A 17,011-nucleotide genomic window follows, 5' to 3' on the forward strand; every position below is an offset into this window, starting at 1 on the left:
TAAAAATAGTATATCATTTTTAACTGAAAATATTCCTGCATATAAAAAAGAAGAATATTCTCCTGATTTTCAAAATTTAGTTCCTAAAGTATTATTTGGTCTAGAGAAATTTAGTTTAGAAGGAGTACAGGGAACCGTTAAGACTTGGGAAGAGTTTGGTTCTTGGATAAATATTAATCTACTTCAAGGTTTGGACGAGGTTTCTGTAGAAACTCAAAATAAAATCAAAAATCTAGTTGGCTCTGAAACAGATGTTACTAAAAAAGCAAAAATAATTTACAAATATGTTCAAGATAAAGTTCGATATGTAAGCATCCAAATGGGAATTGGTGGCTGGAAACCAATGTCTGCAAAAGATGTCGACAGATTAAGTTATGGTGATTGCAAAGCCTTATCTAATTATACAAAAGCTTTATTGAAAGTTGTAGAAATTCCTTCCTATTATACCATAATAAATGCTGGAGAAAACAAAAAAGATATTGATTCTAATTTTGTTTCTATGCAAGGGAATCATGCGATTTTAGCTTTGCCAATAAATGACAAGCTTTGCTTCTTAGAGTGCACAAGCCAAACTACTCCGTTTGGTTTTGAAGGAGATTTTACCGATGATAGAAATGCTTTAATAATAAAACCTAACAAAGGAGAAATTGTACATACAGAACAATATAATGAAAAGTTAAGTAGTCAAATTTCCCAGGGTAATTTATCTATAAATGATTTAGGGATAATGTCAGGAGAAGTTTCGGTTGTTTCCAAAGGAATTCAATTTGACAATGTGTTTGTTTTAGACAAAAAAACACCAACAGAAGTTTCAGATTATTATAAAAGCAGGTTTTTAAATATTAATAATCTTAAAATAGAAAAAGTAAGCTTTGATATTAACAAAGAAAAAATTGAGTTTACTGAAAATCTGATAATTAAAGCAATTGATTACGGATTGATAAATGATAAAAAAATATTTTTTGCGCCGAATGCCTTTAACCAAAGTTCAAGAATTCCCCAGCGTTATCGAAACAGATTAAATCCTATGGAAATAGATAGAGGTTTTTTTGACTCTGATGACATAGAAATTACAATCCCAACTAGTTATGTTTTAGAAGCAATGCCAAGCAATGTAGAGCTTAATACTAAATTTGGTGAATATAAAACAGAATATATTATTGTAGATTCTCAAAAAATAAAATACAAACGTAATTTTCTTCTCAAAAAAGGATATTATGACAAGTCTGAATACGAAAATTACAGAAAATTTAGAGAACAAATTGCACAATCAGATAATTCAAAAATAGTCATCAAAAAAAAATAGAAAATGAAAAAACTTTTATCCTCAATTATTCTTATCATTTTGTTTTTTAACACTTCGTATGCCCAAAAATTCGAGTTAGGAAAAGTTTCTATTGCCGAACTTCAAGAAAAAATACATCCAAAAGATACAACCGCAAGCGCTGCGGTTTTATACAACGTTGGGAAAACACATTTCGAATTTACTCAAAGCAATGGTTTTACAATGGTTACCGAAGTTTCTGCTCGAATTAAAATTTACAAAAAAGAAGGCTATAGCTGGGCAAACAAAGCTGTTTCTTTTTATATTGGTTCTGCACCAGAAGAATCTGTTAATTTCTCAAAAACAATAACTTATAACTTGGTGAACGGAGTAATAGAAAAAACAAAACTTCAAAGTGAAGGAGAGTTTGTTGAAAAAACTAACAAATACTATTCTACAAAAAAAATCACGATGCCTAATGTAAAAGTTGGATCCGTGATTGAATATAAATACGAATTGAGATCTAAATACGATCAACAATTTAAAGATTGGGATTTTCAATTAGAAATTCCAGTAAATTATTCTGAATATACAACAGTAATTCCGGAATACTATTCTTACAATACACACCAAAAAGGTTTCTTAAGACCAATAATTACTAAAACAAGCTTTAATAATAGTTTAAATTTGTTTTATAAAGAAACAGCTATTTCCAGAACTGCTGCTAGTGATAGAAGAATTGCTGAGAAATTGGATTTTGTTGAAAATAAAACGACTTATTTTTTAGAGAATATACCAGCATTAAAAGACGAAGTTTATGTAAATAATATAGAAAATTACAGCACTAGTGTAAAACACGAACTTTCGTCTGTAAAATTCCCAAATAGGATGTTTAAATCTATTGCAGGATCCTGGGAAAGTGTGGTTAAAACAATATACGAAATGGATTCTTTTGGTGTAGAATTAGAAAAATCTAATTATTTTGAAGACGATTTAAATGCGATACTTTCTGGAACAACAGTTCAAGAAGAAAAAACTGCCAAAATTTTTAATTTTGTTCAATCTCGTATGAATTGGAATGAGTATAACGGATATAAATGTGAGGATGGTGTAAAAAAAGCTTTCAAAGATAAGAAAGGAAACACAGCTGAAATTAACCTAATGCTTGTAGCTATGCTACGCTATGCGGGAATAAAATCAAATCCAGTTTTATTAAGTACAAGAAGCAACGGAATTCCAATTTTTCCATCAATAACAGGATTTAATTATGTAATAGCTGCCGTAGAAACTGATAAAGGTTTAATTCTTTTAGACGCTTCAAATAAGTATACAACGATAAATGTTTTACCTACGAAAGCGCTAAACTGGTATGGAAAAATGATTAGAAAAGATAAAACATCAGAAGATGTAGACTTGATGCCAAAACAAAATTCAAAATCTTTAATCAATTTATTTGCTAATATAAATATTGATGCTTCAATTGAGGGTAAAATTCAAGAACAATATTTTGATTACAATGCGTTGAGTTATAGAGCAAATTACGCAAGTCTTTCGCAAGAAAATTATTTAGAAAAATTAGAGAAAAAATCTAATAATATAGAAGTTAGCGATTACATAATAGAAAATAAATTAGATCTCGCAAAACCAGTAATAGAAACCTATAGCTTTAAAAGGAGTAATTCTATCGAAAAAATTGGCGATAAATTATATTTCTCCCCTTTATTATTTCTAGCAGAAACAAATAACCCCTTTACACAAGAGAAAAGAGAGTATCCAATAGATTATGGTTTCCCTAATCAAGAGAGAATAAATTTAAACATCACAATACCCGAAGGATATACTGTAGAATCTATGCCAGAAAAAACAGCTATAGGAATAAGTGATAATCTTGGGATTTTCAGATTAAACATTTCCAATACCGCCAATAAAATACAAGTTATAGTATCTACAGAAATAAATACACCAATTTTTCCAGCAGATTATTATGAAGAATTAAAAGTATTCTACAGTAACATAGTAAAAAAACAAACCGAGAAAATAGTTCTAAAAAAAATATAAAATGAACCTAAAATCATCTCAACTCGAAGTAGACAATTGGATAAAAAACCACGGAGTTCGTTATTTTAACGAGCTAACAAATATGGCGCAACTTACGGAAGAAGTGGGTGAAGTGGCACGTATTATTGCACGTCGTTATGGCGAACAATCCGAAAAAGAATCCGATAAAAACAAAGATTTAGGCGAAGAGCTTGCTGATGTGGTTTTCGTGGTTTTATGTCTAGCAAACCAAACAGGAATCGATTTGCAAGCCGCTTTCGATAAAAAATTAGACCTAAAAACAAATCGCGATCACGACCGTCATCATAACAACGAAAAACTGAAATAATTGTGAATTTACTCCTGCAATCAACAATCGTTAATCAACAATCGTCAATCAAAATTTCTGGTTCCAAATCGGAAACCAATCGATTGTTATTGTTGCAAGCATTGTATCCAAACTTAGTTTTAGAAAATGTTTCTAATTCAGACGATTCTGAAGTAATGATTAAAGCTTTAATTTCAAATAAAACTGTAATCGACATTCATCACGCAGGAACCGCCATGCGATTTCTTACAGCTTATTTTGCCCAAAAAGAAGCTAAAGAAGTAATTCTAACTGGCTCATCTAGAATGAAAGAAAGACCAATAAAAATTTTAGTAGAAGCATTGCAGCAACTCGGAGCAGAAATTTCATACGAAGAAAATGAAGGTTTCCCGCCAATAAAAATCATAGGTAAAAAAATTACTCAAAATAAAGTGTCGCTTCCAGCAAATGTAAGTAGTCAATACATTTCGGCATTATTACTCATCGCGTCAAAACTTGAAAACGGATTAGAACTGACATTAGTTGGCGAAATCACCTCAATTCCTTACATCAAAATGACCTTGGTTTTGCTAAATGAAATAGGAATTGAAACTTCTTTTGAAAATAACATCATCAAAGTAAATCAAAAATCAAACATCGTTAATCAAGAATCAACAATCGAATCCGATTGGTCTTCCGCTTCCTATTTTTATTCCATCATAGCCTTATCAGATATTGGAACACAAATCACATTGTCAAGTTATAAGCAAAATAGTTTACAAGGAGATTCGGCATTAGTCGATATTTACAAAAACTTCGACGTCGAAACAACTTTTGAAAATAACTCTATTGTTCTTAAAAAATCAAAAATCGTTAATCAAAAATCGTTAATCTTCAATCTGAACAATTCTCCCGATATTGCTCAAACCATTGCTGTAACTTGCTTCGGATTAGGAATTGGTTGTCATCTTACAGGTTTGCATACTTTAAAAATAAAAGAAACTGATAGATTAGAAGCTTTACAAGTTGAATTAACAAAATTGGGCGCAACTATTTCTGTTACCAATGATAGTTTAACTTTAGAGAACACTTCAAAAATTAATTCTGATATAAAAATAAAAACCTACCAAGACCACCGTATGGCAATGGCATTTGCACCATTAGCCTTAAAAACATCAATTATTATTGAAGACGCTGAGGTTGTATCAAAATCATACCCTAGTTTTTGGAACGATTTGCAAAGTATAGGTTTTAATATTTTAGAAGAATAAAAACCTAAGAACCTTTGCTTCTTTGCGCCTCTTTTCAAAAATAAACACCAAAACACTTGACAACGCCTATCTCACAATCGTATATTTGCACACGATTTAATTTTAGAACTCAAAACTCTAAAACTTAAATTCTAGAACTCTAAAATTTTACTATGAAATTATCTCATTTCCAATTCAATTTACCAACCGAATTATTAGCAGAATATCCAGCCGAAAATCGTGACGAATCACGACTAATGGTTGTTGACAGAAAAAAAGGAACAATAGAACATAAAATGTTCAAAGATGTTCTCGAATATTTCGACGAAGGAGATGTTTTGGTTTTAAATAACACTAAAGTTTTTCCAGCACGTTTATACGGAAACAAAGAGAAAACAGGTGCAAGAATCGAGGTTTTCTTATTAAGAGAACTAAATGCAGAACAACGTCTTTGGGATGTTTTAGTAGATCCAGCGAGAAAAATTCGTATCGGAAATAAATTATATTTTGGAGATGATGATTCATTAGTAGCTGAAGTTATCGACAATACAACCTCACGTGGGAGAACATTGCGTTTCCTTTACGATGGTTCTTATGAAGAATTTCGCGCAAAACTAACAGAACTAGGCGAAACGCCAATCCCAAAATATATTTCTCGAGAAGTAACACCAGAAGATGCAGAGCGTTACCAAACGATTTATGCGAAAGAAGAAGGTGCAGTAGCTGCTCCAACAGCTGGTTTGCATTTCTCTAAACATTTATTGAAACGTCTAGAAATAAAAGGAGTTCAGTTTGCCGAAGTAACACTTCACGTAGGATTAGGAACTTTCAATCCAGTAGAAGTAGAAGATTTATCTAAACACAAAATGGATTCTGAGGAGCTAAAAATCACACAAGAAGCTTGCGATATAGTAAACGCTGCCAAAGTAAGAAAAAGCAGAATTTGTGCAGTTGGAACAACCTCAATGAGAGCAATAGAAAGCTCGGTTTCTTCAGCGAGAACACTAAATCCTTACGATGGTTGGACAAATAAATTTATTTTTCCACCACACGATTTTAGTTTAGCAACTTGTATGATAACCAATTTTCACACACCAAAATCGACCCTAATGATGATGATATCAGCATTTTGCGGACATGATTTAATGAAAGAAGCCTACGCAGAAGCTATCAAAGAAAAGTATAAATTCTATTCTTACGGTGATGCGATGTTAATTATCTAAACATAATTTATTTCAGATTTAAATATAAAACCTTTCAGTAATGAAAGGTTTTTTTATGGCGTGACCCGAAAAGGGTCGGGCTATCCGTTACAATCTTTTGTTCGTGCCTCAAAAAAGGATTTTCACTTCTATCCCTCACGCGGGCAGTATTTCAAAATTCAATGTTTTCGATTTAGAATATTCTAACTTAAATACCTTATATGGTTCAAAAAAATTTCGTAAATCTATGTGTTTACTTTGTGCATTTTCGTGAAATAATTTTCCTTATTTTTACAAAATCAAAAACCAAATCATGACTTTTCAAAATACATTACAATTTGCACAACAACTCGACTCGCAAGATGAGTTAAAAAAATATAGGGACGAATTTATATTTCCGCAACACAAAAACAAAAATGTAATTTATTTTACAGGAAACTCATTAGGGTTGCAACCAAAATCAGCCAAAACGTATGTTAATGAAGTAATGAACGATTGGGCAAATCTAGCTGTCGAGGGACATTTTTATGCAGACAAACCTTGGTGGGATTACCACGAACGATTTGCAAATCCGTTAAGTAAAATTGTAGGAGCAAAACCAAGCGAAGTCTCGGTAATGAACACACTTACGGTAAATCTTCATTTGTTTATGGTTTCATTTTATCGACCTACAAAAACACGATATAAGATTATTTGCGAAGAAAAAGCCTTTCCGTCAGACCAATACATGTTCCAGAGTCAAGTTAATTTTCATGGTTATAAGCCAGAAGATGCAATTGTTGAGATTAAGAGAAGAGAAGGTGAACACAATATTAGACTAGAAGATATTTTAGCAAAAATTGAAGAAGTAGGTGATGAGTTGGCGTTGGTGTTGTTTGGGGGTGTAAATTATTATACAGGACAAGTTTTCGATATGAAAACCATCACCGAAGCAGGACACAAACAAGGTGCAAAAGTTGGTTTCGATTTGGCTCATGCTGCAGGAAATATCAAATTAGAATTACATGATTGGAATGTCGATTTTGCTGCTTGGTGTTCTTATAAATATATGAATTCAGGACCAGGAAATGCATCTGGATGTTTTGTTCATGAAAAACATCACAATGATTCAGACTTGCCAAGATTTGCTGGATGGTGGGGACACAACAAAGAGAGGCGTTTTAAAATGGAACCAAATTTTGACCCAGTTAATGGCGCCGATGGTTGGCAAATAAGCAATTTGCCTATTTTATCATTAGCTCCCTATTTAGCATCAGTCGAAATGTTTGCCGCCGTTGGAATGGATAAATTAATCACAAAAAGAAATCAAATTACAGCTTATCTCGAGTTTATTCTTCATGAAATAGACAAAGAAGTGAAAGGACATTTCGAAATTTTAACACCAAGTAACCAAGAAGAAAGAGCCTGCCAACTTTCTGTTTTTTTACATGGAGAAGGTCGGCCTTTGTTTGATTATCTTATGAAAAATGGAGTCATAACAGACTGGCGCGAACCCAACGTAATTCGCTTAGCACCAGTCCCTTTATACTGCTCTTATGAAGATATGTATAATTTCGGTCAAATATTAAAAATAGGAATATTAGAAAACTAATAAGCTCTTTAGAGCCTTTGCAACTTAGAATCTCAAAAAAATGAACAAACAACAAAAAATACAGTCTTTTGATCCATCCCAACCAGGATTAGCTGATGCTACTATTTTTGGATTACCATTTACATCCGAAGAAAGTGAAATTATTATCATTCCAGTGCCATGGGAAGTAACGGTAAGTTACGGAGCAGGTGCATCGGAAGGACCAGAAGCCATTTTAGAAGCTTCTTTTCAAGTCGATTTGAAACACCAAGAATTTCCAGAATTATGGAAACTAGGAATGTATTATGATGAAGCGCCAGCACATTGGAAAAAAAATTCAGATAAATATAAAAGCTTTGCACAACCTATTATCGAAGCATTGGAAAACGGGGAAGTAATCGAAAATTTTCCTGCATTGCAATCCGATTTAGATAAAATAAATACAATTTGCGCCGAATTACATGTCGAAGTAAAAGAGCGCGTTTTGTATTGGATGGAAAAAGATAAAAAAGTAGTTTTATTAGGAGGTGATCATTCTACTCCATTAGGATATTATCAAGCATTGGCAACTGTTCACGACGATTTCGGGATTTTGCATCTTGATGCCCACATGGATTTGCGAATTGCTTATGAAGGGTTTACCTATTCACACGCATCAATCATGTATAATGCTTTGCAAATTCCTCAAATTTCAAAAATTGTACAAGTAGGAATTCGTGATTTCTGCGAACAAGAAGTTCAAGTTGCACAATCAAATAAAGTCGTTGTGCATACCGATATGGATATGAAAGCTGAAACTTTTGAAGGTAAAACATGGCAACAACAATGCGACGATATCATTACTGCTTTACCACAAAAAGTAACCGTTTCTTTCGATATTGATGGTATGTATTCCTGGTATTGTCCTAACACAGGGACGCCGGTTCCAGGAGGATTTTCTTTTGAACAAGCGACCTATTTGTTAAGCAAATTAGCAAATTCAGACAAAGAAATTATAGGTTTCGATTTAGTAGAAGTAGCACCAGGAGAAAATGATGATTGGGACGGAAATGTAGGAGCAAGAATGTTGTATCATATGTGTGGAATGTTAGCTAAAAACAACGGAATGGAAGTGGGGAATAAAATAATATTTAATAAAAATTAAATTATTATAATCCTTATAGGTTTTTGACGTTACTTTGTAATATATTAATTTTAAATATTTTAGTTATGAAAACGATAAGTTTGATTGTAGTATCTCTGTTTTTTTTTTCTTGTCAAAATCAAGCTAAACTAGATATTCAAAAAGAAAAGCAAGCGAGTATTGATTCGATGAAAGTTGTAATAGAAAAGCAAAAGGTTATCGATTCAATGAAGGTAGAAATGTCTCAAATTGAAAAGCAAAAAGAAGTAATTGTAGTAAATCACACTACTGAAACAAATACCAAAACAGCGAAAAAGAAAAAATGGAGTGGTGCTGCAAAAGGAGCGGTAATAGGAGCTGGTGTGGGAGCAGTTACTGGAGCAATTATTAGCAAGAAAAAAGGAGAAGGAGCAATCATAGGGGGATTAGCAGGCGCAGGAGTAGGAGCGGGAACTGGAGCTATAATTGATGATAGTAATAAAAATTAATAAATTATTTTTTAAGATAAGATGTGTTTAAATTTATTTCAAATTTAAACACATCTTTTTTATTTAAAACTGTAAATAATTAATTAGATTTGGATATTGATTTATCCAAAATGAAAAAACTTAAAAAATTATTTTTAGTTGTAGCTTCTCTTGTAATCCTTTTAGGATTAATGATTACAGGTTATTTGTTATATACAAAACCTAACTACGAGGGCGAAATTTCTATAAAAAACATATCAAAAGAAACAACTGTGTATTTTGATGATTATGGTGTGCCACATATTTATGCCGCTAATCAGAAAGATGCGATGACAGCATTGGGTTATGTTCATGCACAAGACAGATTATGGCAAATGGAACTCATTCGTCGTATTGCACCAGGAAAATTGTCTGAAATATTTGGAACTAGAGCACTTAAAAACGACAAATTCTTTATTGGATTAGGGATCGAAGAAAATGCAGAAAAAGCAATTGCTACATTAGATAAAAACGGGAAACCATACCAAATGGCAATGGCCTATTTGGACGGAGTAAACCAATATCTCAAAAACGGAAAAACACCAATCGAGTTTACAATTTTAGGGATTAAAAAAGAAAAATTTACTTTAAAAGACGTCTATAATACTTTTGGATATATGTCATTTAGTTTTGCGATGGCTCAAAAAACAGACCCTTTAATTACGGATATTAAAAATCAATATGGTGAAGAATATTTGAAAGATTTAGGAATCGATTATTCACTAAATCCAACAAGATTAAAAATTTCAAAACAACAAACACAACAATACGTCGAAATCTCGAAATCGATAACAGCTTTGTTAGAAAATTCTCCAGTTCCGCCATTTATTGGAAGTAATAGTTGGGTGCTTTCGCCAAAGAAAACAAAAACCGGAAAAGTATTGTTTTGCAACGATCCGCACATCGAATATTCGCAGCCAGGAACGTGGTACGAAGCGCATATTTCTTGTCCAGAATATGAAATGTACGGTTATTATTTGGCAGGTACACCGTTTCCGTTATTAGGTCACAATCGCGATTATGCATACGGATTAACGATGTTCGAAAACGATGATGCCGATTTGTTTCAAGAAGAAAACAATCCAAAAAACGAAAATCAATACAAAACAGCTACAGGTTTTGAAAATTATAAAATTAGAACCAAGACTATTAAAGTAAAAGACTCTACATCAGTAATTTTAAAAGTAAAACAAACACAACACGGACCAATAATAAATAGCTTAATTGCAGATTTTAAAACCCAAAAACCTGTTGCTTTCTCTTGGATTTACACGCAACAACCCAACCAAATCCTCGATGCAGTTTATAGCTTAAGTCGAGCCAAAAATATAGCTGAATTTCAAAAAGGCGTTTCCTACATTGTGGCACCAGGACTTAATATTATGTATGGCGATGCTAAAAATAATATTGCTTGGTTTACTTCTGGAAAATTATACAAATTAGAAAAAGGTGTCAATGCAAATCTTATTTTGAATGGCACCAATGCTATCGATGATAAAAAAGAATTCATAGATTATTCTAAAAACCCATCGGCAATAAATCCAAGATGGAATTATGTGTATTCTTCAAATAATATGCCCGAAGCGATTGATGGTTACAATTATCCAGGTTATTATTTGCCAGAAGATAGAGCCAGACGAATAACAAATTTATTAGACAATAAAAGTGATTGGAGTAAAGACGATGTAAGTAAAATGCTTACCGATAATACGTCACCAGTTTCGGTAGAAATTGTAAATGGAATGTTATCAATAATCGATAATAAAACTCTTTCAAACCAAGAAAAAACAGCAATTAATCTATTAAAAAACTGGAAAGGAACAAACAATTTGATCGATGTTGCGCCAACTATTTACACCAAATTGATTTATTTTTATTTAAAAAACACATATCAAGACGAAATGGGCGAAATTTCATTCAAACAATTTCTGAAAACCCATATTATGAAACAAAGTATAGCTTTTCAAACCAAAAATATAAATTCGCCTTGGTGGGATAATATTGATACAAAAAATAAAAAAGAAACCCGAAGCGAGATATTAAATTTGTCATTCAAACAAGCCATTTCAAGTTTAAAGAACCAACTAGGAACCGATGTGAATTCTTGGACTTGGAACAAAGTACACAAAGTAGAATACAAACATCCACTAGGAAGTGTGGCTTTATTTAAACCTTTTTTTAATGTTGGAAAATTTGAAATTTCGGGAACAAATGAAGTTATAAATAACACGATGTTCGATTACTCGGACGAAATAGAACATATTGTAAAAGCTGGTCCATCAACCCGACGAATTATCGATTTTTCTGATGTAGAAAATAGCTGGAGTATCTTGCCGACAGGGCAATCTGGAAACCCGATGAGCACTCATTATAACGATCAAGCCGAAATGTATTTGCAAGGAAAATTCAGAAAAATGAAACTCAATAAAGAAGAAATCATAAAAACTTCTACTAAATTGGTTTTCAAAGCTAAATAAATAGCCGCATCTTTGCAGACTTAAAACTATGATTAATATTACAGCTTTGATTGCTTCGCCCGTTCGCTATCGCTCGTAATTTTTAATTCGTAATTCGTAATTATTTAATGCAAAAATCTCAAAAAATTGCAATTGTAGGATCTGGTTTAGTGGGTTCATTACTAGCAATATATCTTAAAAAAGAAGGCCACACGGTTCATGTTTATGATCGAAGTCCGGATATTAGAACCATTCAGTTTTCTGGACGTTCTATCAACTTGGCGATGTCTAATCGTGGTTGGAAAGCACTCGATGGTGCTGGTGTTGGTGACAAAGTACGCCATATTGCCATTGCCATGGAAAAACGAGCAATTCACGTTGGTAATCAATTAAATTTTCAACATTACGGCTTGCAAGGAGAATGTATTTATTCTATTTCTAGAGGTGTTTTAAATCGTAAAATGATTGATTTAGCCGAAGAAGCTGGCGCCGAATTCTTTTTCGAACAAAAAATTTGGGACGTAAACCTTACCGATGCCACACTGCAAATGGGCGATACCGAACGTGGTGAATGGACTGACGTAAAATATGATATGGTTTTTGGTGCCGATGGGGCTTTTTCTAGAATCCGTCATCGTATGCAACGTCAAAGCATGTTTAACTATTCGCAAGATTTCTTAAATACAGGTTACAAAGAATTGCATATTCCAGCGAATGCTGATGGAAGTTATAAACTCGACAAACATTCCTTACATATTTGGCCGCGAGGCAAATATATGCTCATCGCATTGCCTAATCTCGACGGAAGTTTTACTTGTACACTTTTTATGCCTTTTGAAGGCGAAAACTCCTTCGCATCATTAGATAATAGACCAAAAGTTGAAGCTTTTTTTGCGGAAAATTTACCAGATACAATTGATGTAATCCCAGATTTAGCCGAAGATTTTTTCAAAAATCCAACCAGTACATTGGTTACTATGAAATGTTTTCCTTGGACTTATAGCGATAAAGTAGCCTTGATTGGCGATGCTGCTCATGCCATTGTTCCGTTTTACGGACAAGGAATGAATGCAGGTTTTGAAGACATTACGATTTTGAACGAAATGATGCAGCAATACGGAAACGATTGGAAAACTATTTTTTCAGAATACGAAAAATCCCGAAAACCCAATGCCGATGCTATTGCGGAACTTTCGTATCGTAATTTTATGGAAATGGGAACAAAAACTGCCGACGAAAAATTCTTGCTTCAAAAGAAAATTGAAAAATGGTTTGCCTCAAAACACCCAGAAAAATGGATTCCTTTATACGACAGAGTAACTTTTTCTACTCGTCCGTATTCGGAAGCACTTGCCATTGGAGATTTTCAAGAAATTATTATGCAAGAAGTTTTGAAAATAGAAAATATTGAAACAAATTGGCAAACAAAAGAAGTGGAGAATGTGATTTTAAAAAAGTTAGCCAAAAAGCATTAAGCTATTATTTAAAAATCTAATCTTCCCGATGTACTTTCGTGAAATCGAAAGCAGGAGTGCAAATTGCAATATATTCGCAAATTTCATCAAAAGGATTCGAATATTGAACTCGTGTATTTTTTTCTATTTTTATAGATTGTCTGGCTTCTAGAATTACAATTTCATCTTCAATAATAAATTGCTTTTTGCCAGAAATTATATAAGTATACTCATCAAATTCGGGTGTTTGAAAAGGTTCACTCCAGCCAGATGGCGCAATCATGTGTGCGATTGAAATTTCAGAATTACCAGTTGTGGCTTTTCCATGATGTTCTTCAATGAGTTTTCCGTCAGTTGTAGGGACTACAAAAGGGGATTTTTGAATTGTATATTTTTTCATAACTTAAAATTATTAATCCCAAACGTATTTCCACGAACCATCTTCTTGTTTTTTCCAAACAGTATGAAAAACACCTTTGAAATCTTTTTTATTTCCTAGAGAATCTGTAGCTGTCCAGATGTATTTCCCGTAAGTATATGCTAAAGTTCCATCGTTTGAAACTTCTACAAAATCTGCTTTCCAAGTCACTTTTGCTTTTCCAAATTTAGGAGCGCTAAAATGTTGTTTGATACTTTCTTTTCCTTTAATTAACGAATCATTATCCATTTTGATAATAGCATCATCCGCCGCGAAAGTGTAAAAAGCCTCCTGAATTCCTTTGGTTTGAGCTAGATTTTTAAAATCTTCTTCTGTTTTTAAAACTTGATCTTTTAAAATGAGAATGTTTTCCTTTTTGTTTTCACAACTTAACAGTAAAATAACTCCGATACATGCAAATAAATGTTTCATAGTATTACTTTTTAAAAATAAAACAATAATTTAACGTTCCGCTGCTTTGCAGGAAATATGATGCGAAATGGTCATTCACTAAATCACACACTAGCTCAAAACGGCTGTTAGTAACAGATGTTATTGAGTTAAAAAGTCTTTAATTGTTTTTGTATATAATTCAGGTTGCTCTGCAAAAATCTGATGCCCTGCATTTGGAATTAATTTGAACTTACTATTACTAAACATGTCAAGATACTCTTCTGTGTAACCCCAATCAATATTATCGCATTGTCCTTTCATTACCAAAACAGGAATTTTGTTGTTTTTTAGTTTTATTCTGGGGTCTTTTAAACTACCATAACTTACGCTTGTATTTAAATTGCAATAACTACCAGCACCTCCTTCTTCTTTCAATACATTAGCTGGGTCGCAAACAAGACCTTTGGTAAACACATTAGCCATACTTGTCAGAAAACCATCAGCTTCTTTATCAGTAGCCAGTTTTTTTCCAAAAAATCTTGCCCAAATTCCTATTGAAACGTACCTTGCATTAAGCACGATTGGAAGTACTTCTGCATTTGGATTGTATGGTTCTTTTAAATTCAAGCTGTCGGGTGCTTTAATTTTTTCTAACGCGTCATTTGCGGGTTTAATCGCACCTGGACAAGTAAAAACAATTCTATCTACTTTGTCTAAATTGTCAGCGGAATATAACACGGCCAATGCTCCACCCCAAGATTGTCCAACAAGAATTACTTTTTCGACACCTAATAATTTAATGATTTCTTCAAGATCTTTTATATGTCGTACTGCAGTGTATTCTTTAACTTTTTCTAGTCTTTCCGAAAGTCCACAACCTACTTGGTCATATAAATATACATCATACCCCAATGCTGAAAGTTTTCCTAATGTTTCAATATTTTTAGTATATACATATCCTCCAGGACCACCGTGCAAATAAATAATTGGATATGGTTTTTTTACCCCTTTGCTTGCAATGTGCGTATATGCAATTTTTGAACCTGTAGGTAAATTCCAATATTGAGTAGTTGTACGAGGTGTAATAGACGTTACATCTAACTTTGTTGGAATACATCCTCTAACTATGAATATTGCTAGGCAAATTAGAATTGCCCATTTTGTAAATTTCAGTATGTTTTTTTTCATCGTAATGTTTTTTCTTTATTTGCTGCTAACATTTTGCTTCTTGGCTCTTTCTTCTATTTTCTCAAAACTTTCATCAAAACACTAAACGCACCACGAATAAAACTAGCACTCGTGACAACTTTCAAAACTGATTTCCCAACAATTTCTCCCATTCCAGGCTCTTTGCTTTCTCGTTTTTCTTCTTCTTTTTCGGCAACTTCTTCCGAGATATCTTCAATTTTTTTAGTCAGCATCTCGTAAGCACTTTCACGATCAATCACTTCGGCATATTTTGCTACTAATTTCGACTTCGAATTTATTGTAGAAATTTCATTTTCGGTCAAAATATCCATTCTACTTTCTGGCGCACGCATCATAGTTGCGGCTAACGGTGTAGGAATTCCTTTTTCGTTTAAAGCGGTTACTAATGCTTCTCCAATTCCTAACGAAGTTAATAATTCTTCGGTTTTATAAAATTCGGAAGTCGGATAATTATCGGCAGTTTGGTTTATTGCTTGTCTGTCATTGGCAGTAAAAGCCCTTAAAGCATGTTGAATTTTTAATCCCAATTGTGCCAAAACACCTTTGGGAATATCCATAGGGTTTTGGGTTATAAAATAAACACCAACACCTTTAGAACGAATTAATTTGATGATGGTTTCTATCTGGTCGAGCAAAGTTTTACTGGCTTCGTTAAATATAAGATGCGCTTCATCAATAAAAATAACCAATTCCGGCTGGTCTACATCGCCTTTTTCTGGCATTTGTTGGTATATTTCTGCCAGAAGATTCAACATAAATGTCGAAAATAATTTGGGTTTGTCTTGAATATCAGTCAACCGAACAATATTTATATAACCTTGACCATTTTCGTCAATGCGCATCAAATCATCTATTTCGAAAGATTTTTCACCAAAAAAAGTAGTAGCGCCTTGTTGTTCGAGTCCGATAATTTTTCTTAAAATAGTTCCCGTTGTCGAAGTCGAAATTTTGCCATATTCTTCGGAGATTTCGTCTTTTCCTTCTTCGGTAATATAATTCATGACTTTTTTGATGTCTTTCAGGTCTAAAAGAGGCATTTTTTTGTCATCACAATATTTAAAAATTACTGATATTACTCCAGCTTGCGTGTCATTTAAATCTAAAATTCTAGAAAACAAAACAGGACCAAATTCCGAAACAGTAGCACGCAAACGAACGCCATCTTGTTCTGAAAGAGATAATAGCTCGACCGAAAATGCTTTTGGTGAGAAAGGAATATTTATTTTAGTATGTCTTTCAGTAATAAATGGTTTTTCCTCGCCTGCTTTTGCCACACCCGAAAAATCACCTTTTATGTCCATCATTAACACTGGAATTCCTTTTTGAGATAACTGTTCAGATAAAACCTGAATCGTTTTTGTCTTTCCAGTTCCTGTAGCACCAGCTATTAATCCGTGACGGTTTAAGGTTTTTAATGGGATTGTGACATGCAAATCTAAAGCTTCGCCGTCTAACATGGCACCGCCAAGAATAATACTTTCGCCTTTACAAGTGTAACCTTCGGTTATTTGGGTTTTAAATTTTTCTACCGTGCTCATTATATATCTTTATAAGATCTGCAAGTTATTAATTTTTGATTTAATAAAACCACTTAAACTTTTCTTAAAATCTGGCTTAATTTTTGCCGTTATTTAAAAGCATCGGCTTTTTCTGTAATTTATCTAAAACATATTATTTTTTTGCGAATTTTATGATTATCCTATAAAACAAACGATTTTTATATTAAATAGTTAGTAATCAGTTCGTTTTTGAATGTATTTTGAGCTTAATTTATCTTTTTGAATATTCTCAATATATTATTATTGTTATTAATGTTTAGAAA

14 protein-coding genes are annotated in these 17,011 nt (G+C 32.9%); 10 read left to right on the forward strand and 4 right to left on the reverse strand.

Features of this window, described 5'->3' with window-relative positions; translation table 11 throughout:
- The 10 genes from ACH2BG_RS07350 to ACH2BG_RS07395 form a co-directional block, all read left to right on the forward strand.
- Positions 1–1,306, forward strand: a 1,306-nt coding sequence (locus tag ACH2BG_RS07350; RefSeq protein ID WP_395047059.1) for a DUF3857 domain-containing protein, incomplete at its 5' end; no start/stop codon positions are given.
- Between the two features lie 3 nt (positions 1,307–1,309).
- Entirely contained in the window at positions 1,310–3,322 is a 2,013-nt protein-coding gene (locus tag ACH2BG_RS07355) for a DUF3857 domain-containing protein (protein WP_395047060.1), read from the forward strand.
- 1 nt (position 3,323) lies between these two features.
- On the forward strand, positions 3,324–3,650 hold the full coding sequence (locus tag ACH2BG_RS07360) for a nucleotide pyrophosphohydrolase (protein ID WP_395047061.1): 327 nt from the start codon (positions 3,324–3,326) through the stop codon (positions 3,648–3,650).
- 2 nt (positions 3,651–3,652) lie between these two features.
- Positions 3,653–4,879 (forward strand): 3-phosphoshikimate 1-carboxyvinyltransferase, encoded by a 1,227-nt coding sequence (locus ACH2BG_RS07365; protein ID WP_395047062.1) that lies wholly within the window; start codon positions 3,653–3,655, stop codon positions 4,877–4,879.
- A 152-nt stretch (positions 4,880–5,031) separates the two neighbouring features.
- Positions 5,032–6,081 (forward strand): tRNA preQ1(34) S-adenosylmethionine ribosyltransferase-isomerase QueA, encoded by a 1,050-nt coding sequence (queA, locus tag ACH2BG_RS07370; RefSeq protein WP_395047063.1) that lies wholly within the window; start codon positions 5,032–5,034, stop codon positions 6,079–6,081.
- A 292-nt stretch (positions 6,082–6,373) separates the two neighbouring features.
- Positions 6,374–7,651, forward strand: a complete 1,278-nt coding sequence (gene kynU, locus ACH2BG_RS07375; protein WP_395047064.1) for a kynureninase — start codon at positions 6,374–6,376, stop codon at positions 7,649–7,651.
- 40 nt (positions 7,652–7,691) lie between these two features.
- Positions 7,692–8,774, forward strand: coding sequence for an agmatinase family protein (locus ACH2BG_RS07380; RefSeq protein WP_395047065.1), 1,083 nt, complete (start codon positions 7,692–7,694; stop codon positions 8,772–8,774).
- A 65-nt stretch (positions 8,775–8,839) separates the two neighbouring features.
- Positions 8,840–9,241, forward strand: coding sequence for a glycine zipper family protein (locus ACH2BG_RS07385; protein ID WP_395047066.1), 402 nt, complete (start codon positions 8,840–8,842; stop codon positions 9,239–9,241).
- Positions 9,242–9,351: 110 nt separating this feature from the next.
- The gene (locus tag ACH2BG_RS07390; RefSeq protein WP_395047067.1) at positions 9,352–11,736 is read left to right on the forward strand and encodes a penicillin acylase family protein; all 2,385 of its coding nucleotides are present in this window, start codon (positions 9,352–9,354) and stop codon (positions 11,734–11,736) included.
- Positions 11,737–11,843: 107 nt separating this feature from the next.
- Positions 11,844–13,190, forward strand: coding sequence for an FAD-dependent oxidoreductase (locus tag ACH2BG_RS07395; protein ID WP_395047068.1), 1,347 nt, complete (start codon positions 11,844–11,846; stop codon positions 13,188–13,190).
- 16 nt (positions 13,191–13,206) lie between these two features.
- Here ACH2BG_RS07395 and ACH2BG_RS07400 read toward each other — a convergent pair whose 3' ends face one another.
- The 4 genes from ACH2BG_RS07400 to ACH2BG_RS07415 form a co-directional block, all read right to left on the reverse strand.
- Positions 13,207–13,569, reverse strand: coding sequence for a cupin domain-containing protein (locus tag ACH2BG_RS07400; RefSeq protein WP_395047069.1), 363 nt, complete (start codon positions 13,567–13,569; stop codon positions 13,207–13,209).
- A gap of 12 nt (positions 13,570–13,581) precedes the next feature.
- On the reverse strand, positions 13,582–14,019 hold the full coding sequence (locus ACH2BG_RS07405) for a YybH family protein (RefSeq protein WP_395047070.1): 438 nt from the start codon (positions 14,017–14,019) through the stop codon (positions 13,582–13,584).
- 120 nt (positions 14,020–14,139) lie between these two features.
- Positions 14,140–15,168 (reverse strand): alpha/beta hydrolase, encoded by a 1,029-nt coding sequence (locus tag ACH2BG_RS07410; RefSeq protein WP_395047071.1) that lies wholly within the window; start codon positions 15,166–15,168, stop codon positions 14,140–14,142.
- Positions 15,169–15,221: 53 nt separating this feature from the next.
- Positions 15,222–16,727: a helicase HerA-like domain-containing protein gene (locus ACH2BG_RS07415; protein ID WP_395047072.1), complete on the reverse strand. Its 1,506-nt coding sequence runs from the start codon at positions 16,725–16,727 to the stop codon at positions 15,222–15,224.
- Between the last annotated feature and the right edge of the window lie 284 nt (positions 16,728–17,011).

It is taken from the genome of Flavobacterium sp. (assembly GCF_043779715.1).
Taxonomy (GTDB): Bacteria; Bacteroidota; Bacteroidia; order Flavobacteriales; family Flavobacteriaceae; genus Flavobacterium.

Coding starts and splice junctions, on each gene's coding strand:
- ACH2BG_RS07395 (WP_395047068.1), top strand. CDS start 11,844: ATGCAAAAATCTCAAAAAATTGCAATTGTAGGATCTGGTTTAGTGGGT.
- ACH2BG_RS07355 (WP_395047060.1), top strand. CDS start 1,310: ATGAAAAAACTTTTATCCTCAATTATTCTTATCATTTTGTTTTTTAAC.
- ACH2BG_RS07380 (WP_395047065.1), top strand. CDS start 7,692: ATGAACAAACAACAAAAAATACAGTCTTTTGATCCATCCCAACCAGGA.
- ACH2BG_RS07415 (WP_395047072.1), bottom strand. CDS start 16,727: ATGAGCACGGTAGAAAAATTTAAAACCCAAATAACCGAAGGTTACACT.
- ACH2BG_RS07360 (WP_395047061.1), top strand. CDS start 3,324: ATGAACCTAAAATCATCTCAACTCGAAGTAGACAATTGGATAAAAAAC.
- ACH2BG_RS07405 (WP_395047070.1), bottom strand. CDS start 14,019: ATGAAACATTTATTTGCATGTATCGGAGTTATTTTACTGTTAAGTTGT.
- ACH2BG_RS07410 (WP_395047071.1), bottom strand. CDS start 15,168: ATGAAAAAAAACATACTGAAATTTACAAAATGGGCAATTCTAATTTGC.
- ACH2BG_RS07385 (WP_395047066.1), top strand. CDS start 8,840: ATGAAAACGATAAGTTTGATTGTAGTATCTCTGTTTTTTTTTTCTTGT.
- ACH2BG_RS07400 (WP_395047069.1), bottom strand. CDS start 13,569: ATGAAAAAATATACAATTCAAAAATCCCCTTTTGTAGTCCCTACAACT.
- ACH2BG_RS07390 (WP_395047067.1), top strand. CDS start 9,352: ATGAAAAAACTTAAAAAATTATTTTTAGTTGTAGCTTCTCTTGTAATC.
- kynU (WP_395047064.1), top strand. CDS start 6,374: ATGACTTTTCAAAATACATTACAATTTGCACAACAACTCGACTCGCAA.
- queA (WP_395047063.1), top strand. CDS start 5,032: ATGAAATTATCTCATTTCCAATTCAATTTACCAACCGAATTATTAGCA.